Genomic DNA, 24422 nt, shown 5'->3' on the forward strand with positions numbered 1-24422 from the left:
ACCGACCCTACCAGGGTGGGCCTCGTCGGCTGCCGAGGCGCCATCGAATGTGGCGGTGCACCGGCAGTCGTTTGGGAAACGACCCTGCCGGCGTGGTGCCTGGTTCAACCGGCCAGTTCGGCGTGGTCGCGTTCGATGCCGTACTTGCGCAGCTTTTCCACCAGGGTGGTGCGGCGCAGGCCGAGCAGCTGGGCGGCGTGGGCGACCACGCCCTGGGTGCGCTCGAGGGCTTCGTTGATCAGGTTCAGCTCGATGTTGGCCATGTGGTTGCGCAGGTCCAGCCCGGCGTCGGGCAGGGCGGCACTGCGGGTGACCGGGCCGATGCCGTTTTCCAGCGGCGCCGCAGCGCCCGGGGCCGGGGTGTGGAAGGAGAAGCTGCGCAGGTCCAGGCGCTCGTCCACGGCAGGGGCAGATGCAGGCGCGGCGGCGACGGCGCTGGCAGTGAAGTCGCCGCGGTAGCGCGCCGGCAGGTCCTGCACGCGTACGTGGCCGGACGGATGCAGCACCGCCAGGCGTTCGACCAGGTTGGTCAGCTCGCGCACGTTGCCCGGCCACTCGTAACCGGCCAGCGCCTGCAGGGCCTCAGCGGTGAAGCGCACTTCGCCGCGGCCGGTGCGGGCCAGCTGGCCGGCGATGGTGGTCACCAGCGCCGGCAGGTCTTCGCTGCGCTCGCGCAGCGCCGGCACGTCGATCGGGAACACATTGAGGCGGTAGAACAGATCCTCGCGGAACTTGCCGTCGGCGATGCGCGATTCCAGGTCGCGATGGGTGGCGGCGATCACCCGCACGTTGCAGCGGATGGTCTGGTTGCCGCCGACCCGCTCGAAGCTGCGTTCCTGCAGCACGCGCAGCAGTTTGACCTGCATCGGCAGGCTCATGTCGCCGATTTCATCCAGCAACAGGGTGCCGCCCTCGGCCATTTCGAAGCGGCCCTTGCGCGCATTCAACGCGCCGGTGAACGCGCCCTTTTCGTGACCGAACAGTTCGCTTTCCAGCAGGTCGGCCGGGATCGCGCCGCAGTTGATCGCCACGAACGGGCCATCGCGGCGCGGCGAACGCTGGTGGATCGCGCGCGACACCACTTCCTTGCCGGTGCCCGACTCGCCCAGCACCAGCACGGTGGTATCGAAGGCGGCGACCTGATCGATCATCCGGCGCAATGCGGTGACCGCCGCACCGTCGCCGGTGGGGCCCTGTTCCTGCACGGCGCCGGCCTGGTGCTCGGCGTCCAGGCGCTTGAGGCTGGCCCGGCGCAGCAGGGCTTCCATCTGCGCATGCCGCAGCGGCGCCTCCAGCGGCCATACATTGGCATCGTGCAGGCCATGCTGGCGGGCGAACGCGCCGGCGTCGCCGTCGATCAGCATCACCGGCGGCGGCAGCGCGCCCTTGCCGGCCCAGGCGAACAGCGCATCGCTGTGCGCGCCGGGGTCGAGCGTGCCGATGATCACCGCCATCCAGTCGGTGGGGCGCTGACGGGCGGTGTCGAAGTCGGCCGCGTCGGCAACCCAGCGCGGGTTGAAGTCCATGAATTCAAGCAGTGCCACGGTGCGTTCGGCCCGCACCGCGTCGTTGTCCAGCACCAGGATGCGCGATTCGCTCATGCTGCATTCCCCTTCAGGCTTTCCAGGATCGGCATGACTTCCTGGATGTAGGACAGTTTGCTGACGAAGTTGTCGGCACCGGCACGTAAGGCATGTTCGCGGTGTTCGACGTCATCGAAGTGGCTGGCGATGACGATGTAGGGGGCATCGTCCTGCGACTTGATCAGGCGGGTGGCCTGCAGCCCGCCCATCTCCGGCATCGCCAGGTCCATCAGCACCACCTGCGGGCGCAGCGACTCGGAGCGTTCGATCGCCTCCAGGCCGTTGGCCGCGCTGCCGATCACTTCCAGCCAGTCGACCTTGCGGAAGTGGCGCATGGCAGCGTTGATGAAGCCCTCGTGGTCGTCGACCAGCAGGACGGTGAGCTTGTTCATGGCGTGCATTTCCTTCAGCCCACCCGGGCCAATTGCGGGGTGCGGGCATTGCCACGGCGGCGTTCGCGGGCCGGGGCGATGTCCAGTTGTTCGCGGTATTTTGCAACGGTACGACGGGCGATGTTCACCCCCTGGCGCGACAGCAGGCCGGCGATGGCCTCATCGGCCAGCGGCCGCCCGGCCGGTTCGGCGTCGATCAGCCGGCGCACCATGGCCTTGACCGCCTGCCCGGAAACGCTGGCCCCTTCCAGCCTGACGGCGAAGAAGTGCTTGAGCTCCAAGGTGCCGCGTGGGGTCTGCAGGTACTTGCCGGTGGTGATGCGCGACACGGTGGATTCGTGCATGCCGATCGCATCGGCCACTTCCTTCAGGGTCAGCGGCGCCATCGCTTCCTCGCCGCGGGTCAGGAACCCGGCCTGGCGTTCGATGATCACCCGGGTGGTGCGCAGCAGGGTGTCATAGCGCATCGACAGCCCGCGGGTCAGCCAGCGCGCTTCCTGCAGCATCTCGCGCAGCGGCTGGGCGGCGTCGCCGGCCTCGGCCAGGGCGTGCTCGTAGCCGGGGTTGATGCTCAGGCGGCGGCTGGTGGCCGGGTTCAGCGCCACTCGCCACTGGCTGTCGGCGTGCCAGGCGATGACATCGGGGATGACCACGCCGGTGCGGTCCGGCAGCAGGCTTTCGCCCGGGCGCGGCTGCAGCGACAGGATCAGCCGCACCGCCTCGTGGATATCGGCCACTTCGGCGTCGAGCTGGCTGGCCAGGGCGGCGTAGTCGTGGGCGGCCAGGCTGGCCAGCCCTTCATCGAGCACGCGCTGGGCCAGGTGCCGGGCCGGCACGCGGCCGGGCAGGGCGCGCAGCTGCACGCTCAGGCATTCGTGCAGGTCGCAGGCGGCCAGGCCGGCCGGGTCGCCATGCAGGATCTGCTGGCGCACCGCTTCCACCCCGGCCGCGTCGACGTCGCAGCGGGCACTGGCCAGCAGCTGCAGCTGGGCCAGGGGCGCCTGCAGGTAGCCGGCGTCGTCGCAGTGCTCCAGCCAGAAGCTGGCCACCGCCAGTTCGCGCGCATCCAGCTCCAGCGCCAGGCGCTGCAGGGCGCGCAGCTGCGGGTCGCTGGACTCGTCGGCGGCGATGCGCTGCAGGCGGTCGTCGTCGCCGTCCTGCCAGCTGGCGCCGGCCACGTCCCACATCGCGCTTTCCGGCAGCTCGTCGAAGGCGGCCACTTCCAGCGTGGTGGTCGGCTCGCTGGCCTCCTCGGCGGCCGGCTCGGGCGCTTCTTCCAGTTCCAGCAGCGGATTGGTCTCCAATGCGCGGCGGATCTCCAGCTCCAGCTGCATGCCGTCCAGCTGCAGCAGCCGGATCGACTGCAGCAGTTGCGGCGTGAGGTGGAGCTGCTGACCCATCTGGGTCGACATCGTCGGTTTCATGCGTTTTCCCCGTTGCGCCGACTCCCCGGCGCGGTATGGAACGCATCTTGCTTGTGTTCGGGCAGGGGCGGAATCAGGGGGTTCCTGAGTGCTGTCGTTATCGCCCTGACAGTGCGTCAGGAAAATCCCTACGCAGGATCGGCTTTTTGACGCCGCCGCCGGCCGGTGCCTTGCAACTACTGGGCTGGCGTGGCTTGGCGCCGTTCAAAATTCCGACGGTGACCGGTCGCAAAGGGGCCGGGGTGCCGGGGAATCGACGCCGCCGGCGCCGGTGCTCACTCCAGCTCGTGCTGGTGGCGGGCGGCCAGCAGCAGCAGATCGTTGGCGCGGCGGCAGCCCAGCGACTCCATCATGCGCGCGCGGTGGGTTTCCACCGTCTTGACGCTGATGCCCAGGTCGGCGGCGATTTCCTTGTTGCTCTCGCCACGGCCGATCTGGCGCAGGATCTCGCGCTGGCGTGGCGACAGCGCGGCCACGCCGGTCGGCTTTTCCCGGCCCAGCATCGGTGCCAGCATCTTGGCCGAGATCTGCGGGCTCAGGAACACCTGGCCGGCATGGGCCGCGCGCAGCGCCAGTTCCAGTTCCTGCGGGGCGGCATCCTTGACCACGAAGCCGACCGCGCCGCGGTCCAGCGCATCGCGTACGTGCACCGCATCGTCGTGCATGGTCATCATCACCACCCGGCTGCCCGGGGCGCGCAGCAGGATGTCGCTCAGCGCCTCCAGGCCGGTGCGGCCGGGCAGCGACAGGTCCATCAGGATCACATCGGGGCTGTGCTGGATGGCCAGCTGCAGGGATTGCTCGGCATTGCTGGCTTCGGCGACCACGTCCACGTCGGCAAAGCCCTGGAGCAGGCGGCTGAGGCCGGCGCGGACCAGGGTGTGATCGTCGACAATGAGAACGCGCACAGGCAGGCTTCGGCAGATGTTAAGGCGGGGTGACCACCTTAACGGAGTGGCGGGCCAGCGCCAAGCCGATCACGTCACGGTCTGGACGGTCATGGGCCGGCAATCCGCTGGCTGCCGGCTCAGTTGTCCGCAGGGCGGCGCTCGGCCAGCCGCGCCTGGGCGATCTGGCGCCGGTGCAGGCGGAACAGGTGGCGCTCCAGCGCCATTTCCAGCGCATCGCTCATCGGCTCGAAGCGCAGCCACAGGAAGTGCGCGCCGGCGCCGGTGGCCGCTTCGGCCAGCACCGCCACCGGCAGGTCGATATGGTCGGGCAGCCATTCGCAGGGCTGCAGCCGGATCAGGCCCAGGCTGCCGGTGGCCGCGCCGGTGCGCAGGCCCTGTTCCAGCCGGATGCCGCGCCGCGACCAGCGCAGCGGGCGCAGGTCCAGGTCCTGCGCGCTCTGCCGCACCAGCCGGCCCAGCAGCACCATGGTCAGGTCCAGCTTGGCTTCCAAGCGCTGCAGCTGGGCGCTGGATTCGCCGCGTTCGTCGTGGTCTTCCCCGCGCGAATCCTCCACCAGCGCTACGCTGCGCAGCAGCATCTCGGCACTGCCGGGACGGATCACCGCGCTGCCCAGGCGGAACTCGGCCGGCAGCGCCAGCTCGCAGCTCAAGGTCTCATCGAACAGCTCGCTTTCGGCCGGATGGTGGATGGCGCTGGGACGCGGCTCGGTCATGTCAGGGCTTCGGCAGTGAGGTAGGCACGGGCAGCGCGGCCGGCGGCCACGCCCTGGCGCAGGTGCTGGGCAGCGTCATCGCGCTGGCTCGTCATCATCACCATGATGCGCTGCTGGCGGCCTTCCAGGGCGGTCAGCCCGGGCACATCGTCGAAGGCGCCGGGCTGGGCCAGGAAGCGCGCCTGCTGGGCGTTGAGGGTATCCAGGCAGGCGCTGGCCCGGTCGTGCTCATCGCCGAGCAGCGCGGTTTCCAGCGCATCCAGCACGGCGTTGAGGTCGGCCAGGCAGAGCGGGGCGGCGCTCATCAGACCGTGGCCGCCGCAGGCGTGCGCTGGTCGCGCGGGATCGCGTTCCAGGCCGCATCGATCTCGCCCAGCAGCTCCAGCGATTCGCGTAGGGCCTCGGGGTCGTTGTGCAGGTTGGCTTCGGTCAGGCGCTGCATGACGTAGTCGTACAGGGCCGACAGATTGCCGGCGATCTCGCCGCCGGCTTCATGGTCGAGCGAGCCGTTGAGGTGGCCGACGATCGCGCAGACCTCGCCGATCGCCTTGCCCTTGCGGGCCTGGTCGCCGCCTTCCAGGCAGGCCTGGGCCAGCCGCACGCGCTCCAGCGCACCGGCCAGCAGCAGCGCCACCAGCTTGTGCGGGTCGGCATCGGTGATCGAACTCTGCACGCCGACCTGGCGGTACTGCTCGGTGAACTGACGGTTTGAGCCGTACATCAATCATGTCTCCTTCGTGCGGGGCCGCCTGCCTCGCGAGGTCTGCGGCACCGGGGTGGAGCCTGCGTTGGGTGCTGCGTCGCTACTGGTATCGGCCGCGTGCGCGGTGAACTTGAGCACGCCGCCGTATGGATCAGCCGGACAACTGGCTGAGCTGTGAACTCAGCGAGGAGGTGGTCTGGCTGAGTTTGCCCATTAAGGCATCCAGGGCCAGGAACTGCTTCTTGTAGCGCGCCTCGACCCCGGCCATGCGCACGTCCAGCGATTTGCGGCGCTTGTCGATGTCGGTCAGGCTGGCGGTAATGCTCTTGCTGCGCGACACGAACGCGCCTTCCTTGCCGACGGTGGTGCTGACGTAGCCGTCGACCATGGTGAACAGCTTGGCCGCCGCACCGTCATCGCCGGTCAGCGCCTGGCGCACCGCACCAGCCTGGTTGACCAGCGCCGCTTCGAACTTGCTGCCGTCCAGCACCAGGCTGCCATCGGCGTTGGGGTAGGCGCGGGTCTGCAGGCCCAGGGTCTTGGGGTCCAGTCCGACCGCGGCCAGGTCCTTGAGCACGCCGCCCATCATCGCGCGCAGCTGGCTGGACGCGCCGCGCATCTGCGCATCGCCGGTCAGCGACGACGGCTCCTTGTTCTCCATGTCGTACTTGGTTGCGGTGTTGATTGCACTGATCGCACCGTTGTAGGCGGTGACGAAGTCCTGCATGACCTTGCGCGCGGCGGCCACGTCGGTGCTGACGGTGACGGTGCTCTTGCCGGCCTTCTTCAGGTTCAGGGTCAGGCCCGGAACCACGTCGGTGACGGTGTTCTCGCTGGCCACCACGGCCACACCGTCGATGGTCAGCTTGGCGTCGGCGGCCGGGGTGCGCTCGGACATGCTGGCCGCCAGCGCGGTCAGGCCGGCATTGCCGGCCCCGGCGCTGAGCTTGATCGCGTTGGCGGTACCGGCCTTCTCCTGCGACAGCGACAGGAACTGGTTGTCGCCCGAGGCGATCAGGGTGGCCTGCACGCCCAGGCTGCGCCCGGCCTTTTCGATCTTGGTGCGGATCGAGGACAGGGTATCGTCGGCCTCGACCTGGATCTCCAGGGTCTTCTTCTTGTCGCCCACGCCCACCTCCAGCGACAGGGTGCCGGCGCCGAAGGTCTGGGTCTTGGGGATGGCGGTGTCGGCGATCCACTTGTTGGCCGTAGCCAGCTGCTGCACGTCGATCTCATGGCTGCCGGTGGCCGCCGAATTGGTGCTGGTGACCGTCAGGATATCGTCGGTGCCGCTCTTGGTCGCACTGACCAGGCGCGCGTCGAACGCGGTGGAGGCCTTCAGCGCCTTGAGCGAGGTGCTCAGCAGGTCGAACGCGGACTTGACCGTGCCCACCGCCGACAGCTGCATCTTGGCCTTGGACTGCTGCAGGTTCAGTGCATTGTCCGAGGGCTTGCGGTCGGCCGCCACCAGGCTGGCCACCATGCCGGAAATGTCCAGTCCCGAACCGATGCCGCCGTAACCAAAGTCAGCCACGTTGTTTCTCCTGTCTGTGGGCCACCGCGGAGTGCCGCGTGGCCGTGCCGTCAACGAATGTAGCGGCCGTAGCCGCCAGGTCTTTAGAACCACGTTGATGCAGGAGTTGTGCCAGAAGCCCGGCGCGGAAGATTGGCACGCGCATTGCAGGGCAGTTGGGGCGGGACGCGATGCAGGTCCGGCCGGTGGTCTGTAAAAAACCCTCCTCCAATGCAGAGGAGGGGTCAGGCTTACTGAAAAGCGGGGGGAGACGAAGCCACCCGGGGTGTTCAGTCAAAACGCAACGCTGATAACAGTTCTACCGCAGGGGCGGGCCATGGCCACGGTGGCGTGGCTGCCGGGGAGAGTCCGGCCCATGGCCATGGCCCGTTCCTGCGCGATCGTGCCGGGGTTGCCCGCGCCGCCGGCCGGAGCCGGCGGCGTGGACGCGTGGATCAGCGCAGCAGGCTGAGCACGTTCTGCGGCACCTGGTTGGCCTGGGCCAGCATGGCCGTACCGGCCTGCTGCAGGATCTGGGTGCGGGTCAGTTCAGCGGTTTCCTTGGCGAAATCGGTGTCCTTGATCCGGCTGCGCGAGGCCGACAGGTTCTCCGAGGAGGTCTGCAGGTTGGCCACCACCGAGGTGAAGCGGTTCTGGATGGCACCGAGGTCGGCGCGGGTGTTGTTGATCGCACCCAAGGCCTTGTCGACCACTTCCAGCGCCTGCTGGGCACCCTTGACGGTGGACACGTCGATCTTGTCGGCGAACTGCTTGTCCGGCACGGCGGCATTGCCGGTCAGGGTCAGGCCGGTGCTGGACAGCTGCACCACCGCACCTGCGCTGTCGACGCTGTCCTTGACCGAGGTCAGGGTCAGCGCGCCGGTGGCATCGGCTTCGGCATAGACGCCGGTTTCACCGATCTTGGCGTTGATGTGCGCGGCCAGTGCCTTGCCGGCGGCCGGCGCGGTGGTGTTTTCGATCTTCAGTGCATCGAAGGACACCGTGCCCTGGGCGCTGGTCAGCGTGAAGGTGGCAATGTCGGCGGTGGTTGCCGGGGTGCCGGTCAGGGTCGGCGCGGCCACGGCGGCGGTGACGAACTGGGCGCCGCCCAGGGCGTTGGTCTTGGCGTCGACCACCTTGTCGATGGCGATGGCCTGGCCGGCGTTGGCGCCGACCTGGAACAGCTGGCTGGAGAACGAGCCGTCCAGCAGCTTGGTGCCGTTGAAGTCGGACTGCTTGGCGACGCGGTCGATTTCGCTGACCAGCTGGGTCACTTCGGCCTGCAGGGCCTTGCGGTCGCTGGCCGAGTTGGTGGCGTTGGAGGCCTGCACCGACAGCTCGCGGACGCGCTGCAGGTTGTTGCCGATTTCGGTCAGCGAACCTTCGGCGACCTGGGCCAGCGAGATGCCGTCGTTGGCATTGCGGATGGCCACGTCGGTACCGCGGATCTGGGTGCCGAAACGCTCGGAGATCGCCAGGCCGGCCGCGTCGTCCTTGGCGCTGTTGATGCGCGAACCCGAGGACAGGCGCTGGATGGTGGTGGCCAGGGAGCTGCCGCTGGTGCTCAGGTTGCGCTGAGCATTCAACGACATCGTGTTGGTGTTGATGACTTGTGCCATGGGAGTTCCTTCAGGCTTGGGTGGAGCGTGGGACGGTGGAGACGGCGCCGGTCAGCCCGACGCCGTTGCAGCGGGCGTGGATCAGCGCAGCAGGCTGAGCACGTTCTGCGGCACCTGGTTGGCCTGGGCCAGCATGGCCGTACCGGCCTGCTGCAGGATCTGGGTGCGGGTCAGTTCGGCGGTTTCCTTGGCGAAATCGGTGTCCTTGATCCGGCTGCGCGACGCCGACAGGTTCTCCGAGGAGGTCTGCAGGTTGGCCACCACCGAGGTGAAGCGGTTCTGGATGGCACCGAGGTCGGCACGGGTGTTGTTGATCGCACCCAGGGCCTTGTCGACCACTTCCAGCGCCTGCTGGGCACCCTTGACGGTGGACACGTCGATCTTGTCGGCGAACTGCTTGTCCGGCACCGGGGTGGTGGCGGCAAAGCCGGCCAGCGAGCTGCCGATCGCGGCGAACGCACCGCTGCTGTCGACGCTGTCCTTGACCGAGGTCAGGGTCAGCACGCCGGCGGCATCGGATTCGGCGTAGACGCCGGTTTCGCCGATCTTGGCGTTGATCGACGCCGCCACGGCCTTGCCGTTGGCCGCGGTGTTGGCGGCCACGTCGCCGACGCTCTTCACGGTCTGCGCGGCGAAGTTGACCACCGCGCCCTTGCTGTCGGTGATGGTGAACGCGGCAATGGCGGTATCGGTGTCGGCAACGCCGGCAATGGCGGTGGCGGTGCCGCTGGAGAACTGGGCGCCGCCCAGAGCGTTGGCCTTGGCGTCCACGACCTTGTCGATGGCGATGGCCTGGCCGGCGTTGGCGCCGACCTGGAACAGCTGGCTGGAGAACGAGCCGTCCAGCAGCTTGGTGCCGTTGAAGTCGGACTGCTTGGCGACGCGGTCGATTTCGCTGACCAGCTGGGTGACTTCGGCCTGCAGGGCCTTGCGGTCGCTGGCCGAGTTGGTGGCGTTGGAGGCCTGCACCGACAGTTCACGGACGCGCTGCAGGTTGTTGCCGATTTCGGTCAGCGAACCTTCGGCGACCTGGGCCAGCGAGATGCCGTCGTTGGCATTGCGGATGGCCACGTCGGTGCCGCGGATCTGGGTGCCGAAACGCTCGGAGATCGCCAGGCCGGCCGCGTCGTCCTTGGCGCTGTTGATGCGCGAACCCGAGGACAGGCGCTGGATGGTGGTGGCCAGGGAGCTGCCGCTGGTGCTCAGGTTGCGCTGAGCATTCAACGACATCGTGTTGGTGTTGATGACTTGTGCCATGAGGAGAGGTCCTTGAGCAGTGCACGTACGATGGGTTAGACGCTCCTGACGTGCTTCAGGAGCGGCTCATGTCAGCGCTGCAACAGGCTGAGCACGTTCTGTGGAACCTGGTTGGCCTGGGCCAGCATGGCGGTGCCGGCCTGTTGCAGGATCTGGGTACGGGTGAGTTCGGCCGTTTCCTTGGCGAAGTCGGTGTCGCGGATGCGGCTGCGCGAGGCCGACAGGTTTTCCGAAGAGGTCTGCAGGTTGGCCACCACCGAGGTGAAGCGGTTCTGGATGGCGCCGAGGTCGGCGCGCACGCTGTTGACCGATTCCAGCGCCTTGTCGACGATTTCCAGGGCCTTCTGCGCGCCGACGTAGGAGGACACATCCAGGCTCTGGACGAACTCGGAGGTGGCGGTGGCCGCCACCGAGCTGGGCGCGGCGGCGGTGGAGTCGGCCAGGCTGAGCTGGGTGGCGCCGGTGATGACCAGGTCGCGGTCGGCCTGCACCGAGGTCAGCTTCAGGCGCTGGGTGTCCGGGGTGCCGGCGGTGGTGACCACTTCGGCATAGACACCGGCTTCGCCGATCTTGCTGTTGATCTGGGCGGCGGCCGAGGCGGCGAATTCGGCGGTGGTCTTGCCGGTGATGGTGCCGATGGTGGCGCCGTTGATGGTGACCCCGGCCAGGTCGGTGATGGTGGCGATGTCGCCGGTGCTGTCCACCGGGGCGGCGAACTTGGCATTGCCCAGCGAGCTGGCCTTGGCATCGACCACGTTGTTGATGGCGATGGCCTGGCCGGCGTTGGCGCCGACCTGGAACAGCTGGCTGGTGAAGCTGCCGTCCAGCAGTTTGGTGCCGTTGAAGTCGGACTGCTTGGCGACGCGGTCGATTTCGCTGACCAGCTGGGTCACTTCGGCCTGCAGGGCCTTGCGGTCGCTGGCCGAGTTGGTGGCGTTGGAGGCCTGCACGGCCAGTTCGCGGACGCGCTGCAGGTTGTTGCCGATTTCGCTCAGGGAGCCTTCGGCGACCTGGGCCAGCGAAATGCCGTCGTTGGCATTGCGGATGGCCACGTCGGTACCGCGGATCTGGGTGCCGAAACGCTCGCTGATGGCCAGGCCGGCGGCGTCGTCTTTCGCGCTGTTGATGCGCAGGCCCGACGACAGGCGCTGGATGGTGGTAGCGAGCGAGCTGCCGCTGGTGCTCAGGTTGCGCTGAGCGTTGAGCGACATCGTATTGGTGTTGATTACCTGTGCCATGGGTCGTCTCCCTTATTGGAATCCCGGTGGTGAATGGAACGAAGCGCCGCCTGTTTTTTTGTTTGGCTGTGTGCTTCGCTGTTGCCAAATCAATAACGGCGCTTTGTCAACAACCTTTAGGCGGAAATCTCGCTGAGGTTGCCTGGCGGGCCATCCGGGGCCATGGCGGGCCGGCCGGACATAAGGCTTAACGGCCGGGGAAGGCCAAATTCAAGGGTTTAGCCGGCATGGCGGGGTGGCGCCGGGTTCTGGCTGGCTGAACGCTTTGGCCTGCAACCTCATGCTCTTAGGTCAAGAGCAGCGTCTTGGTTTCCGGTCAGGGAGGAGGACGGGCAGCCCCATGCGGGACACGCCGTAAACCCATCCGTGGGGACTTGGCGAAAACATCCATGTTTTCGACAGTCCCGCATGGGGCTGCCCGCCCTCCTCAGGACAGATTCGGGTGTGCGGAGGGCAGAGCAGGTGGTGCTTTCTGCGCCAGCCTGCTCGATGCCTGCTTCATCAGACGGCGACTGTGCGAAGACGACGGAGGTGGTTTCGACCCCGGGGGTGGCATGCCATTCGTTCCATCACGGCGCTGTCTGAGTCTGGCTTGGTCCCATCGCTTTTCTCATGCATGACGGCAATGTGTGGAGGGGGTGGTGTGGGTAGGTTGGCGGGACTGTCGAAAACATGGATGTTTTCGCCAAGCCTCCAAGGATGGATTCACGGCGTGTCCCGCCGACCTACCCGCGCCAACCCAGCACGGGCAGACACAGGCTCACAGCTGTTGATTTACTGCGGCCCATTGGAGTTGCACCCTTTGCAAACGGCGATGAACCAAAAAAGGCCGCGATGCTCAACGCATCGCGACCTTAGGGCCAACCAGGCTTTCGTGTCGCGCGGTCAGCGCAACACGTTGAACAACGACATCTGCTGCATCTGCGAGAACAGGGTCTGCGCGGCCTGCAGGGCGGTGCTTTCCAGCTGGTACTGGCTGATCGCGTCGGCGTAGTCCAGGTCGCGCATCTGCGACAGCGTGCCCTTGAGGGTGACCGTGTTGGACTCGCGCATGTCTGCGGCATTGTCCAGCGCCTTGAGCTGGGCACCGCCGGCGGCGCGCGAGTCGATCATCCGTTCGGAGGCGCGGGCAACGTCGCGCAGGCCGCTCTGCAGCAGGTTCTGCTGGGCGGCCGACTTGCCGGCGCTGCCGGTGTCCATCTTCAACGAGCCGATCAGGCTGTCCAGGGTGCTGAAGATATCGCGGCTGGTGGCCGCGCTGACCTCGAAACGGTCGCCAGTGGCCGGTTTGCCGTCGATGTGCAGGCGCACGCCGTTGAGCACCAGGTCATCGCCGGCCTTCATCGTGCCGGTGGACACCACCGCACCGCCGGCGTCGAGCACTTCATACTGGTCGGCGGCGGTGAAGCGCACGCTGAAGGGCTGGCCGTTCCAGCTGTCGCTGCCGTCGCGGGTGACATTGGTCAGCACCCCGGTGCCGGTGTTGGCGGCGTTGGCCGCGCCGTCGACGTGGCCGTCGCCGGTGCCGATGCGCAGGAAGATCTCGCTGCCGGGCAGGGCGTCGAGCACGTAAGTGTCCGGGCCGACCTCGACCTGGCGCTGGTTCTGGTCGCCGTTGTAGACCACCTTGCCGTCGACCTGGCTGAACGGCGGGCTGTCATCGGCGGTGCCGCCGAACAGGTAGCGGCCGGTGCCGTCGGTGCTGTTGGCCAGCGCCAGCAGGTTGCCGCGGATCGCCTCGATCTCGGTCACCATCGACTGCTTGTCGGCCGCGGCCAGCGCCGGATTGTTGGCGTAGATGGTCAGCTCGGTGATCCGCCCCATCATGTCGCCGACCTGGGCCAGCGCGTTCTCCTGCAGGCCCAGCCGGTTCTGCACGTTGTTGGCGTTGAGCTTCATGCGGTCCAGCGAGGCCAGCGTGCGGTCCAGGCCCACGGCCGCGCCGGAGGCGACCGGGTCGTCCTTGGCGGTGACCAGGCGGCGGCCGGTGGCGATCTGCTGTTCGAGGTGGCTCATCTTGGCCTGCTTGGCCATCATCAGCGATACCGACTGCTGGAACATCATCCCGGTGGAAATGCGGTTGTTCATCGGCTTACGGCTCCGAGGATGGTCTGGAACATGTTGTCGGCGGTGGAGATCAGCTGCGAGGCGGCCTGGTAGGCCTGCTGCAGGCGCAGCATGTCGGCCGCTTCCTCGTCCAGGTTGACCCCCGATACCGCATCGCGCGCGGACTGGGCCTGGTCGGTGATCACCTGCTGGGCCTGCAGCGAGTAGTCGGCTGCGCGTGCGGCCGCGCCCACCTGGGTGGTCAGCCCGCCGAGCGCGCCGCCGAGGGTCACCGTGCCATCGTTGAACGCCTTGGCCTGTTCCACCTTGGCCAGCAGCAGGGCATTGCTGTTGTCCGACGAGCCGGCCGGGGTGGGCGCGATGTTGAAGGTGTCGCCGGTCTTGGGCGCGCCGTCGAGCACGAAGCTCCAGCCGTTGGCGCTGATGGTCTGGCCGGCGGTGTAGGTGAACGGGCCGGCGCCGTCGATGGTGTACTGGGTGCCGCTGGTGAATACGATCGCAGCGGGATTGCGCAGGGCGGCGTTGTTGTGGTCGGTAACTTTGACGCCGGTGAGCTTGCCGGTGCCGGTGTTGGCCATCGCGGCGCTGCCCTTGACCGGCGCGGCCGCGGCGATGCGCGAGGTGTCGGTGATCGCCACCGCCAGGCTGCCGGCCACGCCGGCAGTGGGCTGCAGCAGCATGCGGTCGTTGACCGCCGGAGTGCCGCTCATCACCAGTTCCACGCCATTGAGCACCAGCGGGTCGGCGGCGCTGCCGGTGCCGGTCATCGGGATCGCCGCCCCGGTGTCGGCGCGGCTGGCCTGCCACTGGGTGCCGTCGAACTTCAGCACCACGTTCTGCCCGTCCAGCTTGGACAGGTCGCCGAAACGGGCGGTCATGGCGGCGGTGCCGGTGTTGTTGGCGTTGCCGGTGACCCGCGGGTTGCCGATGTTGAAGAAGTCCCCGCCCAGGTTGCCGTACAGGTCGGCGCCGTGGCGGTGCACATCGTTGAAGCTGCTGGCCATGCCGATGGCCAGCTTGCCCAGCTCGGCCTGGGTGGGGGTCAGCACGGTGTCGCGGAATTCCAGCAGGCCGCCGATCTGGCCGCCCAGGGTCTTGGGCGCCAGGGTGATCTTCTGGCCGGCGCTCTCCAGCGCCAGCTGCAGGCGCTCGGGCATGTACGGGTCGGCCACGGTGGTGACCTTAGACGCGGTGGTGCCCACCACCAGGGCCTGGCCGCCGGCGGTGTAGACATTCATGATGCCGCCGTCCTGCATCACTGCGTTGCCGCCGGTGTAGCCGACCAGGTTGGCGATCAGCTGGTCGCGGCGGTCGAGCAGGTCCGGCGCGGCGTTGGCCGCGTTGCCGCCGATGGCGCCGTTGAGCTGGGCGATCTCCTTGGCCAGTCGGTTGATTTCCGACGCGCCGGCGATCAGGCCGTTGTTGACTTCGCCATTGAGCGTATCGAGCTGGCCGTTGAGCTGCTGGAAGCGGCTGGCCAGGGTCTTGCCGCCATCGAGCATGTTCTGCCGGTCGGAGGTGCCCGAAGCGTTGGAGGACAGCCCGCTGACCGTATCGAAGAAGCTCGACCAGACCCCGGACACGTTGGTGGCGGTATCGGAGAACATCGCATCGACGCGGTCGGCCATGCTCGACAGCTGCTTCAGGCGGGCCAGCTCGCCACTGCCATCGAGCAGGCGCGAGATCGCCAGCTGGTCGGCAACGCGGCGGATGTCGGTGATGCGGGTGCCGTTGCCGACGTCGCCATAGCCGAAGTTCTGCGGGTTGGCGGTGGCGAAGTCGACCTTCTGCCGGGTATAGCCGGGGGTATTGATGTTGGCCACGTTGTGGCTGGTGGTCGCCAGCGCCCGCTGGAAGGCGAGCAGGGCGCTGGTGCCGGTGGAAAGTACGCTGGACATGGATTACCTCAACGGCGGATGGCACCCAGCCCGGTCGGGCTGGCGGTGCTGGCAAAAGTCTGGCCCAGGCGCTGGCTGGCATCGCCCACGGCGGCGATGGCGCGCTCGATGGTCGGGCCGCCGGCAATGGCGGCGATCTTGGCCGCGTAGCCGGGGTCGGTGGCGTAGCCGGCCTTCTGCAGGCCCTGCGCAAAGCCGCGCACATCGCTGCCGGCCTGCAGCGCGTTCTGGTAGCGCGGGCTGTTCTTGAGCAGTTTCACGTAGTCGGCGAAGCTGTCGCCGACCGAGCCATAGGCGCGGAAGCTGGCGGTTTCGTTGCGGCGCACGCCGTCCACGTATTCATGGGTGCCGCTGCGGGCGCGCTCGCCGTTCCAGCCGTTGGCCTTGATCCCGAACAGGTTGTGCGAGCTGCCGCCGCCGTTGCGCTGCACCAGCTTGCGGCCCCAGCCGGTTTCCAGCGCGGCCTGGGCGACCAGCGCCTTGGCGTCCACGCCCAGTTCGCGCGCGGCCTGCTGGGCATGGCCCCAGATGCTGGCCACGAAGCCTTCCGGCGTATGCGGGCCGAGCTTGGCGGCGGCGGTGTTGGCCGCCAGCGTATCGACCGCGCTGGGTCCGCGCGCAGCGGCGCCGTCGTTGACCCCGCTCCAGCGGTCGTTGGCCAGCGCGGCCCAGTTTTCCCGGCTCGGGTCGTTGACCCCCGGCGCGGCCGCATACGGGTCGCTGCGGCCGATCGCCTCGTGCATCTGGCTGCTTTCGCGGCCGGCGATCAGGTCCAGCGCGCGTTCCATCGGCTGCAATACCGCCGACGGATCGGCGCCGCGCAGCTGCTGCAGCATCTCCACTTCGCTGTTGGCGCCGGCCGGGGCGGTAGCGCCCGGCAGCGCCATCGGCGCGGCCGCCGGTGCGTTGAGCCGGTAGGCGCGCAGGGCGGCGGCCGGGTTCAGGGCAGTGTCGGTGGGCGTGGCCGCCTCGGCCTGGGCGCCACCGAGCTGGCGGGTGATCATCGCCGACAAGCCCAGGCCGCGGCCGCGGGTCATCGCCTCTGCGATCTGCTTGTCGTACATCTCGCGGAACATGGTGTTTTCGGCCGGGAACAGCGCATCGCCGAAGCTGGCATCGCGCATGCTCTTGACCAGCATCTGCGCGAACTGGCCTTCCAGCTGGCGGGCGACCTTGTCGACCTTGGCCGGGCTGTTGGCCTGGGCCGGGTTGAGTTCCAGTGCGGGGGTGATGCGCATATCAGATCACCTCGAGTTCGGCGCTGAGCGCGCCGGCCTGCTTGAGGGCTTCCAGGATGGCGATCAGGTCGCCCGGGGCGGCGCCCACCGCATTGACCGCGTGCACGATCTCATCCAGCGTGGTGCCGCCGGTGAACTTGAACATGCGGCTGCCGTCGTTGGTGGCGGTGATGGTGGACTGCGGCGTGGCCACGGTCTGGCCGTTGCCGAAGGCATTGGGCTGGCTGACGTTGGTGTTCTCGTTGATCGTCACCGTCAGCGAGCCGTGCGAAATGGCCGCAGCGCCCACCCGCACCTGCGAACCGATCACCACCGTGCCGGTCCGTGCATTGACCACCACCTTGGCCGGCGCGCTGCCGGGGGTGAGTTCCAGGTTTTCGATGCGGGCCAGCAGGCCGATCCGGGCGCCCGGGTCGCTGGGCGACTGCACCGCCACGGTGACCCCGTCGATCGCCCGCGCCGCGCCATCGCCGAAGGCATTGTTGAGCGCGGCGACCATCCGCGACACGGTGGTGAAGTCGTTCTTGTGCAGGTTCAAGGTGATGTCGCCGCCACCGCTGAACACATCCGGCAGCGCGCGCTCGACGGTGGCGCCATTGGGAATGCGGCCGACGCTGGGCACGTTCACCGACACCCGCGAGCCGTCCTTGCCCTGCGCGCCGAAGCCGCCGACCACCAGGTTGCCTTGGGCGATCGCATAGACCTGGCCATCGGCGCCGCGCAGCGGTGCCATCAGCAGCGAACCGCCACGCAGCGAGACCGCGTTGCCGACCGAGGACACGGTGATGTCGATCGGCTGGCCGGGCTTGGCGAACGGCGGCAGCTCGGCGTGGATCGCCACGGCGGCCACGTTCTTCAGCTGCGGGTTGACGTTGGCCGGCACGTTCACGCCCAGTTCGCCGAGCAGGTTCTTCAGGCTCTGCACGGTGAAGGGCGCCTGGCTGGTGCGGTCGCCGCTGCCGTCCAGGCCGACCACCAGGCCGTAGCCGACCAGTGCATTGGTGCGCACGCCGCCGACCTGGGCCAGGTCCTTTATGCGTTCGGCAGAGGCCGGTGCGGCAAGCGCGAACATCGCCAGCAATGCGATGGCGACACGCATCGCGTAGAGCGACGCCATGCGTCGCTGCCCGAACAGGGAGAAGGAGAAGGTCATGTCAGGCTCAGAACGGCGTCAACGCCGAGTTGAAGAAGCGGCTCAGCCAGCCCATCGCATTGGACTGGGCGACCGGGCCGCGGCCGCCGTAGACGATGCGGGCATCGGCAACGCGGCTGGACGGAATGGTGTTGTCGGGGAAGATGTCCGCCGCGCGCACGATGCCCTGCACCTGCACCAGCTCATCGCCTTGGTTGAGCCGCAGGTTCTTGGCGCCCTGGACCACCAGGTTTCCGTTGGGCAGGCGCTGCATCACCGTGACGGTCACGCTGCCCTGCAGCCGGTTGCTCTGCGCGCTGGTGCCCTTGCCGGCGAAATCGCGCTCGCCCTTGGCGCTGGCGCTGAGGATGTCCTTGCCGCCCAGGGTCACCGGCGCACCGAACAGGTTGGGGCTGCCGATGGTCAGCTCCGATTCCTTGGCGGTGGTGGTGTTGGCGGTGGTCTGGGCAGTGGTGCTTTCGGTCAGGGTGATGGTCAGCAGGTCGCCGACATCGCGCGCGCGACGGTCCGAGTACAGCTGCAGGCCGGGGCCGGCGGCGTAGATCGCACCGGCGGTGGCCGGCGCGCTGGGCGCCACGATCGGAGTGACCGGCGCCATCGCCGGGTAGGGCCGGACATCGCCGGCGATGACGCAGCCGCCGAGCAGGGCGACCACGGCACAGGCCGGGAGCAGGCGGAGGGTGGGGCGCAGGAGCGACATGGCAGGGTTCCCGGTTCGACCGATCAGACGTTCTGGTTGAGGTAGCCGAGCATCGCGTCGGTGGTGGAGATCGCCTTGGCGTTCATTTCGTAGGCGCGCTGGGTTTCGATCATCGACACCAGTTCTTCGACCACGTTGACATTGCTGCCTTCCAGCGCGCCCTGGACCACGCTGCCCAGGCCGTTCAGACCGGGGTTGCCGTTCTGCGCCGGGCCGGAGGCGGTGGTTTCCAGGAACAGGTTTTCGCCGCGCGCCTGCAGGCCGGCCGGGTTGACGAAGTCGGTCAGGGTCAGCGCGCCGATTTCCACCGAGGCGGCGTCGTCGGCCATCTTCACGCTGATGGTGCCGTCGGTGCCGATGGTCAGCGACTGCGCGCCTTCGGGGATCTGGATGCCCGGCTGCACCGGGTAGCCGCTGTTGGTGACCAGTTCGCCCTGCTGGTTGCGCTGGAACGAGCCGTCACGGGTATAGGCCGACGAACCGTCGGGCATCTGCACCTCGAAGAAACCGCGACCGTTGACCATCACATCCAGCGCGCGGCCGGTTTGCTGCTGGCTGCCCTGTTCGAAGTTCTTGGAGGTGGCCACCACCCGCACGCCGGTGCCGATCTGCAGGCCGGTCGGCAGTTGGGTCTGCGCCGAGGATGCACCGCCGGGCTGGCGCACCTGCTGGTAGAGCAGGTCTTCGAAGCTGGCACGGTCCTGCTTGAAACCGGTGGTATTGGTGTTGGCGAGGTTGTTGGAAACCACCGACATGCGCGTCTGCTGCGCATCCAGTCCGGTCTTGGCGATCCACAATGCCTGGTTCATGGCGATAGTCCTGTGTTGGTACGGGTGGCCACGTGGGGTGGCCGTTGCAGGGGCAGATGCATGGCGCGTGCCACAACCGCGCCGGTTTCATGGCGCCGGCGCGCCGGCGCGGCGATCAGCCGCCCAGGCGCAGCAGGCTGTTGGCGCTGCGCGCGTTGTCGTCGCCATGCTTGATCACCTTCACCTGCATTTCGTACTGGCGCTGCAGCTGGATCATCTGCACCAGCGCACCGGCCGCATCGACGTTGCTGCCCTCCAGCTGGCCGCTTTCCAGCGACTTGCCCTGGGCCTGCACGAACGGCTGCCGCGGGTCGGCGTTGCGCATCAGTCCGTCCAGGCCGCGTTCCAGGCGTTCGTCGGCAGCCGCCACCACGCGGATCCGGCCGATGTTGGCCATGGTCTGCGGGCCTTCGCCCAGCGGAATGATCGAGATCGTGCCGTCGTTGCCGATGTCCATCGCCTGGTGCGGCGGAATGGCGATCGGCGCGCCGTTCTCGTCCAGCACCGGATGGCCGCCGGCGGTCACCAGCTGGCCATTGGGGGTGATCGACAGCGCCGCACCACGGGTATAGGCCTCGCCGCCGCCGGCCGGGGCCTGCACCGCCAGCCAGTTGCCCGACTGCAGCGACAGGTCCAGCGGGTTGCCGGTGATCTGCTGGGCGCCCATGCGCCGGTTGAAGCCGGCGTCCACGTGCAGGGCGTCCACCCGCGAGGCGTAGCCGGAACCCTTGATCGGGAAGGCCTCGGTGTTGGCCAGGGCCTCCTTGAAGCCGGGGGTATCGGTGTTGGCCAGGTTGTGCGAGAGCGTGCCCTGTGCCTGCAGCGAGGCGCGTGCGCCGGTCATCGCCACGTAGAGCGCCTTGTCCATGCTTGTAATCCCGTGATGCGGTCAGTGGCTCATCAACGGATGTTGATGATGGTCTGGGTGATCTGGTCCATGGTCGAGACCATCTGCGAGTTGGCCTGGAAATTGCGCTGGGCGGTGATCATGTTGACCAGCTGTTCGGTCAGGTCGACCGTGGAGGCCTCCAGCGAACCGGCCTGGACCTTGCCCAGGTTGGAGCTGTCCGGCGCGCCGGTACGCGGGGTGCCGGAGTTGAAGGTTTCCACCCACAGGTTGTTGCCCTTGGCTTCCAGGCCCTGGGCGTTGTTGAAGGTGCTCAGCGCGACCTGGCCCAGCGCCTTGTCATCGCCATTGGAGTAGCGCGCGTAGACCACGCCTTCCTCGGACACGGTGATCTCATTGAGCTTGCCGGCGGCGTAGCCGTCCTGCTGGGTGTTGCGCAGCGCGAACTTCTCGCCGTACTGGGTGGACCCGCTGATGTCCAGGGTCAGCGCCAGCTGGCCGGCGCCGGTGCTGGGGGTGAACGGATCGAGGGTGATCTTGCCGTTGGCCGGCGCGGTCAGCGTGCCGCCGTCGTTGAAGGTCAGCGTGGTCGGCGTGCCGGCGGCCTGGCCGTCGACGTAGTTGTAGACCTGCCACTGGTTGGCGGTGGCGGTCTTGACGAAGTAGGAGGTCTGGGTATGGCTGACGCCCAACGAGTCGTACACGGTGATGCCGCCGGTGGACTGGCTGTAGCTGTTGGAGTCGGCCGGGCTGAACGGGGTGACCGTGGGTACCTTGGCGTTGGCCGGCAGGGTGAAGCTGACATTGACGTTGCCGGTCTGCTTGGGCGGGCTGTCGGTGGTCAGCAGCTGCAGGTCGACCAGGCGGCCGGCGTCGAAGCTGGTGCCATCGGCATTGGGCGCGAACACCTGCAGGCGCGCGCCCTGCGGGTTGGTTACAAAGCCGGCTTGGTCGGTCTGGAAGTTGCCGGCGCGCGAATACACCCGGGCACCGTTCATGTTCATGGTGAAGAAGCCCTCGCCGGCGATGGCCATGTCCAGGCTGCGCCCGGTCTGTTCGTTGTTGCCCTGCGAGAACTGCTGGGCCACGTTGGTCAGCCGCACGCCCTGGCCGATGGCGTTCTTGGACAGGCCGTAGCTGGTGGCCGAGAACAGGTCGGCGAACTCGGCGCGCGACTGCTTGAAGCCGGTGGTGTTGACGTTGGCGATGTTGTTGGCGGTGACGTTCAGATCGGCATTGGCGGCGTTGATGCCGGACAGCGAAACATTGAAGCCCATGGGATTGCTCCTGGTATGCGGGGTGGGGCGGCTCAGCTGATGCGGAGCACGTAGTCGATCGGGGCCGTACCCAGGCCCTTGAGGTTGAGGTACAGCCCGTCCGAGCCGACGGTGACGCTCTCCACCGGTGCTTCGACGTAGGTATTGGCCTTGGTCTTGGCGCCGGCGCTGTCGGTGAAAGTGGCCGCGATGGTGTAGCTGCCCGGCGCCATACGGTTGCCGTTGGCGTCCTTGCCGTCCCAGGCGAAGCTGACTTCGCCGCCGGCCTTGGCTTCCACGCTCAGGGTGTTGACCTTGACCCCGTTGGCATCGGTGATGTCCACGTTGACGAAGCCGGCGCCGGGGGCGGCGACCATGCCGTTGGTGCCGCCTTCGGCTTCCAGCGACCACTTGGCCGAGGGGATCAGCACCTCGTGCCCGACCAGGGCGGCACCGCGCAGGATCTGGTCGCCGGACATCTGGTCCTGGAAACCCTTGACGGTGGTGTTGAGGTCGGTGATGCCCTGGACCTGGGACAGCTGCGCCATCTGCGCCACCATCTGGGTGTTGTCCATCGGCTTGAGCGGGTCCTGGTGCTGCAGCTGCTCGGTCATCAGGCGCAGGAAGTCGGCCTGGTCGAGCGTGCTCTTCTTCTTGCTCATGTCGCTGTTGGGCGCGTTGAGGCCAAGCGCCTTGTAGATGTCGCTGTTGTTCTGGCCGACGCCGTTGGTGCTGCTCATGACAGGGTGTCCTGGGGAGTGTGGGGTCAGCGACCCATGGTCAAGGTGGCCAGCGCCAGTTCCTTGGCGGTGCTCAGCATTTCCACGCCGGCCTGGTAATTGCGCGAGGTCGAGATCAGGTTGACCATCTGCGCGACCGGGTCGACGTCGGGCTGGTAGATGTAGCCGTCGCCGTCGGCCAGCGGGTGGCCGGGCTCGTAGCGTTTGATCGGCGCGGCCTGGCTCTGGTTGATTTCCTTGACCTGGACGGTGGTGATGTTGGGGTCGGTGCGGCTGGTGACCGACTGGAAGATCGGTTCGAGCGGCTTGTAGACCGCATCGGCCGAGCCGGCCACGCTGTCGGCGTTGGACAGGTTGGAGGCGATGGTGCTCATGCGCACCGACTGGGCCTGCAGGGCCGAGCCGGCGATGTCGAAGATGGGCAGGTTGCTCATGGCTTATTGGCCTGTGATGGCGGTGAGCATGGAGCGCACCTTGGATTCGACGAAGCTGAGCGATGCGCGGTATTCCAGCGCGGCGCGGCCATAGGCGGCCCGTTCGGCATCGGGGTCGACGGTGTTGCCGTCGATGCTGGGCTGCACGCCCTCCTTGGTGACCTGGAAGGGGTTGAGGCCGCCGCCGATGGCGTAGTGCTGTTCGTTGGTGGTTTTCATCAGGCCGTTGCTGTCCAGGCCCTGGGCGTTGCGCAGGGCGGCATCGAAGTCCAGGTCCTGGGCCTTGTAGCCGGGGGTGTCGGCGTTGCTCAGGTTGCTGGCGATCAGCTTCATCCGCTGCTCGCGCAACGGCATGGCCTGGGCATGGACCCCCAGATAGTCGGAAATCAGATTGGGCATGGCGCTCTCCCACGGGACGATGTGGGGAGTGGTGCAAGGGCTGTGCCAGTTTGGGTGGCTGTGCAGGTCTGTCCGGGATGGTGTGGTAGATCCGAGCCACACTCGAATGGCTGCGCAGAAAGCGTTCGGCTGTTTGTTGCAGCGAGTAGGCCGCGCGGGGTTAGCCCCTGCCGGGACACGCCGTGAACCCATCCATTGCGTCTTGGCTTGGTGGTAAAACTACCCTTGGCGCGGCAGATCGACCATCCATGGCACCCCCAACGGGAGTGCGTCCCCCAGCGGGATCGCCGCGCCTTTCTTTCCAGAAGCCCGAACAGTTGCCCGGGGTTCGACCCCGCATGCAAGGCAGGGACAGGAAAGGCCGACGACGGAGGTGTGTCATGCGTATTTACGTAGGTATCGATGTTTCCAAGGCGGTGCTGGACGTTGCCGTGGGCCTGAAGCAGGCCTGGCAGGTGCCCAATGACGCGGCAGGCCAGCGCGAGCTGGCCCAGCGCCTGGCCGGGCTGGACCCGGAGTTGATTGTGATGGAAGCCACTGGCGGGCTGGAGCGTGCTGCGGCCGCTGAGCTGGCAGCGGGAGGCTTGCCGGTGCGGGTCATCAATCCGCGGCAGGTCCGCAGTTTTGCCCGGGCCAGAGGATTGCTGGCCAAGACCGATCTGATCGATGCGCGGGTCCTGGTGCAGTTTGGTGAGGCGATCAAGCCTGAAGCACGCGCGCAGCCCGATGAGAATACTCGGCAGCTACAGGCGCTTTTGACCCGTCGCCGCCAGTTGCTGGAGATGCTTGGCATGGAGCGCAACCGCCTCTGCAGCGCCCACCGGGTGGTGCGTCCGCAGGTGCGACGCACGATCGCTTGGCTTGAGCAGCAGTTGCAGCAGTGCGATCGGGACACCGACGGCAGCCTGAAGAGCTCCGGCGTGCTACGCGACCAGGTTGAGTTGCTGACCAGCGTGCCCGGCATTGCGCAACGGACCGCGCTGAGCCTGCTGACCTGGCTACCTGAACTGGGTCGATTGAACCGGCGTGAAATCAGCGCCCTGGTGGGGGTGGCACCGTTCAACCGCGACAGCGGTCGAACGCGCGGCCGGCGCACGACCTATGCCGGGCGCTGCGCGCCCCGCGCGGCCTTGTACATGGCCGCGCTGGTGGCAGCGCGTCACAATCCGGTGCTGCGCGTCTTCTACCAGCGGCTGCGCGCGGCCGGGAAGCCGGGCAAAGTGGCGCTGGTAGCCCTCATGCGCAAGCTGCTCTGCATCATCAACGTCATGTTGCGGAATGCCCAGCCTTGGCAGCCCACATTGCCCAAAGCGGCTTGATCCCAAGACAGTTGCTGGGGGCTTGGCGAAAACATCCATGTTTTCGACAGTCCCGGCAGGGGCTAACCCCGCGCGGCCCCATGGTTCTACTTCAACGGTTGGGCAGGCACGGCAAAAGCCCAGCAACTCAGTGAGTCGGGCAGTGATGCTTGGTCGCTCGAACCTGCGCAGCAGGTGAGGGGAAGGGGTAGAGCCGAGCTTGCTCGGCT

At 67.6% G+C, this 24422-nt stretch carries 23 protein-coding genes; 1 reads left to right on the plus strand and 22 read right to left on the minus strand.

Annotated features, from left to right (window positions below; genetic code table 11):
• Window positions 1–104 precede the first annotated feature (104 nt).
• The 22 genes from IC535_RS06490 to flgB form a co-directional block, all read right to left on the minus strand.
• Complete coding sequence (locus IC535_RS06490; protein WP_228886918.1) at window positions 105–1601, minus strand: sigma-54 dependent transcriptional regulator; 1497 nt, start codon at window positions 1599–1601, stop codon at window positions 105–107.
• Entirely contained in the window at window positions 1598–1975 is a 378-nt protein-coding gene (locus IC535_RS06495; protein ID WP_228886919.1) for a response regulator, read from the minus strand. The genes IC535_RS06490 and IC535_RS06495 overlap by 4 nt, the downstream gene beginning before the upstream one ends.
• A gap of 14 nt (window positions 1976–1989) precedes the next feature.
• Window positions 1990–3399, minus strand: a complete 1410-nt coding sequence (gene rpoN, locus IC535_RS06500) for an RNA polymerase factor sigma-54 (protein ID WP_228886920.1) — start codon at window positions 3397–3399, stop codon at window positions 1990–1992.
• Between the two features lie 275 nt (window positions 3400–3674).
• Window positions 3675–4307, minus strand: coding sequence for a response regulator (locus IC535_RS06505; protein WP_228886921.1), 633 nt, complete (start codon window positions 4305–4307; stop codon window positions 3675–3677).
• Between the two features lie 119 nt (window positions 4308–4426).
• A complete protein-coding gene (locus IC535_RS06510) occupies window positions 4427–5023 on the minus strand; it encodes a PilZ domain-containing protein (protein ID WP_228886922.1) in 597 nt (198 codons plus the stop codon).
• Window positions 5020–5328 carry a hypothetical protein gene (locus tag IC535_RS06515; RefSeq protein ID WP_228886923.1) on the minus strand — a complete coding sequence of 103 codons (309 nt, stop codon included), beginning with the start codon at window positions 5326–5328 and terminating at the stop codon, window positions 5020–5022. The genes IC535_RS06510 and IC535_RS06515 overlap by 4 nt, the downstream gene beginning before the upstream one ends.
• Window positions 5328–5744 carry a flagellar export chaperone FliS gene (fliS, locus tag IC535_RS06520; RefSeq protein ID WP_228886924.1) on the minus strand — a complete coding sequence of 139 codons (417 nt, stop codon included), beginning with the start codon at window positions 5742–5744 and terminating at the stop codon, window positions 5328–5330. The genes IC535_RS06515 and fliS overlap by 1 nt, the downstream gene beginning before the upstream one ends.
• 133 nt (window positions 5745–5877) lie before the next feature.
• The gene (gene fliD, locus IC535_RS06525) at window positions 5878–7260 is read right to left on the minus strand and encodes a flagellar filament capping protein FliD (RefSeq protein WP_228886925.1); all 1383 of its coding nucleotides are present in this window, start codon (window positions 7258–7260) and stop codon (window positions 5878–5880) included.
• A gap of 434 nt (window positions 7261–7694) precedes the next feature.
• A complete protein-coding gene (locus tag IC535_RS06530; RefSeq protein ID WP_228886926.1) occupies window positions 7695–8858 on the minus strand; it encodes a flagellin in 1164 nt (387 codons plus the stop codon).
• Window positions 8859–8939: 81 nt separating this feature from the next.
• Complete coding sequence (locus tag IC535_RS06535; protein ID WP_228886927.1) at window positions 8940–10115, minus strand: flagellin; 1176 nt, start codon at window positions 10113–10115, stop codon at window positions 8940–8942.
• Between the two features lie 71 nt (window positions 10116–10186).
• Window positions 10187–11353, minus strand: coding sequence for a flagellin (locus tag IC535_RS06540; RefSeq protein ID WP_228886928.1), 1167 nt, complete (start codon window positions 11351–11353; stop codon window positions 10187–10189).
• A gap of 885 nt (window positions 11354–12238) precedes the next feature.
• Window positions 12239–13441 carry a flagellar hook-associated protein FlgL gene (gene flgL / locus IC535_RS06545; RefSeq protein WP_228886929.1) on the minus strand — a complete coding sequence of 401 codons (1203 nt, stop codon included), beginning with the start codon at window positions 13439–13441 and terminating at the stop codon, window positions 12239–12241.
• Window positions 13438–15318, minus strand: a complete 1881-nt coding sequence (flgK, locus tag IC535_RS06550) for a flagellar hook-associated protein FlgK (protein ID WP_228886930.1) — start codon at window positions 15316–15318, stop codon at window positions 13438–13440. Before flgK ends, flgL begins: the two co-directional genes overlap by 4 nt.
• Before the next feature lie 8 nt (window positions 15319–15326).
• Window positions 15327–16556, minus strand: coding sequence for a glucosaminidase domain-containing protein (locus IC535_RS06555; protein ID WP_228886931.1), 1230 nt, complete (start codon window positions 16554–16556; stop codon window positions 15327–15329).
• A gap of 1 nt (window position 16557) precedes the next feature.
• Complete coding sequence (locus tag IC535_RS06560; protein ID WP_306433100.1) at window positions 16558–17709, minus strand: flagellar basal body P-ring protein FlgI; 1152 nt, start codon at window positions 17707–17709, stop codon at window positions 16558–16560.
• Window positions 17710–17716: 7 nt separating this feature from the next.
• Window positions 17717–18409 carry a flagellar basal body L-ring protein FlgH gene (flgH, locus tag IC535_RS06565; RefSeq protein WP_228886932.1) on the minus strand — a complete coding sequence of 231 codons (693 nt, stop codon included), beginning with the start codon at window positions 18407–18409 and terminating at the stop codon, window positions 17717–17719.
• A 23-nt stretch (window positions 18410–18432) separates the two neighbouring features.
• Window positions 18433–19218, minus strand: coding sequence for a flagellar basal-body rod protein FlgG (gene flgG / locus IC535_RS06570; RefSeq protein WP_228886933.1), 786 nt, complete (start codon window positions 19216–19218; stop codon window positions 18433–18435).
• 115 nt (window positions 19219–19333) lie between these two features.
• Window positions 19334–20086 (minus strand): flagellar basal body rod protein FlgF, encoded by a 753-nt coding sequence (locus IC535_RS06575; protein WP_228886934.1) that lies wholly within the window; start codon window positions 20084–20086, stop codon window positions 19334–19336.
• A gap of 32 nt (window positions 20087–20118) precedes the next feature.
• Window positions 20119–21342: a flagellar hook protein FlgE gene (flgE, locus tag IC535_RS06580; RefSeq protein ID WP_228886935.1), complete on the minus strand. Its 1224-nt coding sequence runs from the start codon at window positions 21340–21342 to the stop codon at window positions 20119–20121.
• Window positions 21343–21374: 32 nt separating this feature from the next.
• Window positions 21375–22061, minus strand: coding sequence for a flagellar hook capping FlgD N-terminal domain-containing protein (locus tag IC535_RS06585; protein WP_228886936.1), 687 nt, complete (start codon window positions 22059–22061; stop codon window positions 21375–21377).
• Window positions 22062–22087: 26 nt separating this feature from the next.
• Window positions 22088–22495 (minus strand): flagellar basal body rod protein FlgC, encoded by a 408-nt coding sequence (gene flgC / locus IC535_RS06590; protein WP_228886937.1) that lies wholly within the window; start codon window positions 22493–22495, stop codon window positions 22088–22090.
• 3 nt (window positions 22496–22498) lie between these two features.
• Window positions 22499–22894: a flagellar basal body rod protein FlgB gene (flgB, locus tag IC535_RS06595; RefSeq protein WP_228886938.1), complete on the minus strand. Its 396-nt coding sequence runs from the start codon at window positions 22892–22894 to the stop codon at window positions 22499–22501.
• Window positions 22895–23274: 380 nt separating this feature from the next.
• Between flgB and IC535_RS06600 the strand changes: the two genes are divergently transcribed.
• Complete coding sequence (locus IC535_RS06600) at window positions 23275–24213, plus strand: IS110 family transposase (protein WP_429000398.1); 939 nt, start codon at window positions 23275–23277, stop codon at window positions 24211–24213.
• Window positions 24214–24422 lie beyond the last annotated feature (209 nt).

Source organism: Stenotrophomonas rhizophila, assembly GCF_020857975.1.
Classification (GTDB): Bacteria; Pseudomonadota; Gammaproteobacteria; order Xanthomonadales; family Xanthomonadaceae; genus Stenotrophomonas; species Stenotrophomonas rhizophila_C.